The following is a 1,041-nucleotide window of genomic DNA, read 5'->3' on the forward strand; positions in this document are numbered from 1 at the left end:
CCCTTCGCCCGCCTTCCGCCCTCGAGGCGGCAAAGGCATTTTGGAAGGGCAAGGAAGGAGAGCCTGCAAACGGGTGCTGATAAGATCCGGAGGTTCTTTGGGAATATTACGCATTAGGTGGGATGTCATCGCTGATGAAGCTCCATCATTTGCGGAAGTACCATCGGTGTATACGGTCACAGAGGAGGAGTATCTGTCCTCTGTCACACTATAGAAGAGATCCCGGAGGACGATTGGCGGGACTTGTTCTTTCCTGACCCGTAGACTTGGGACAGCCGTCGAGGTAGGAGGCACCGGCAGTGGCCACGGAGCTTCGGGCGATATATATTCCCTTGTTTCATAGCCAGTCATGCTATGGCGGGTCATTTGTGCCACCCGGTAAAAATCACTCTCCGGGCGGTGTCGAATTTTCGTGAGCAGAGGATGGCGACGATGATGTGCGCGCAGGCGGAGGAAGTGCCGGGCTGTCTCCCTTTCACGTAGTACCTCAATCGGAAGTTCTCGTGCTTCCGCGATAACCTGTCTCGTCGCAGCCATTCTTGGGACCCCGAGGCAACGACGAAGACTGCGAGCAAAAAGGCTTCGAAGCGTATTTAGCGATGACGACGCTAGTCTGTGAAGAACGGGGAGGCTGTAGAGGACAGTCACGCGCACTAAGGCGTTGTGGACCGCAAGAAGGCAGTGTTGGTCACAGCCCCATCCTGGCCCAGCAAGATGCTGGATGGCGCAAATCCATCTTTGCGCCTTTGCCTCAAATTATTTAATGTGTCGAGTGCAGCGAAGTTCCAAGTCTATAATCACGTCCAGAAATCGATGGAAGCGTACAGGTTCCAGTCGGGTCGGTCCCACGAATAGAGGAAAGGTCGTCATTGCCTTCCGTGTGAACGGTAGTTCTACAGATTTTTGCGGGGAAATACCCATGCCAATTTTGCTGAAGTACTCGTAGATGCTATCGAGTGCCAGTTGCAATCGGCGCTGAATGGCCGTTCGAGACTTCCTCACAGAACAAAACGCCACATCATCTGGATAAATAGAGCAGGA

The 1,041-nt window shown here is 53.5% G+C and carries 1 protein-coding gene; it reads right to left on the reverse strand.

Annotated features, from left to right (window positions below):
• Positions 1-756: 756 nt before the first annotated feature.
• Positions 757-1,041: hypothetical protein (locus Q2M23_RS43630; protein WP_316399527.1), on the reverse strand; the 285-nt coding region annotated here is incomplete at its 5' end.

Source organism: Bradyrhizobium sp. 33ap4, assembly GCF_032654765.1.
Lineage (GTDB): Bacteria > Pseudomonadota > Alphaproteobacteria > Rhizobiales > Xanthobacteraceae > Bradyrhizobium > Bradyrhizobium australafricanum.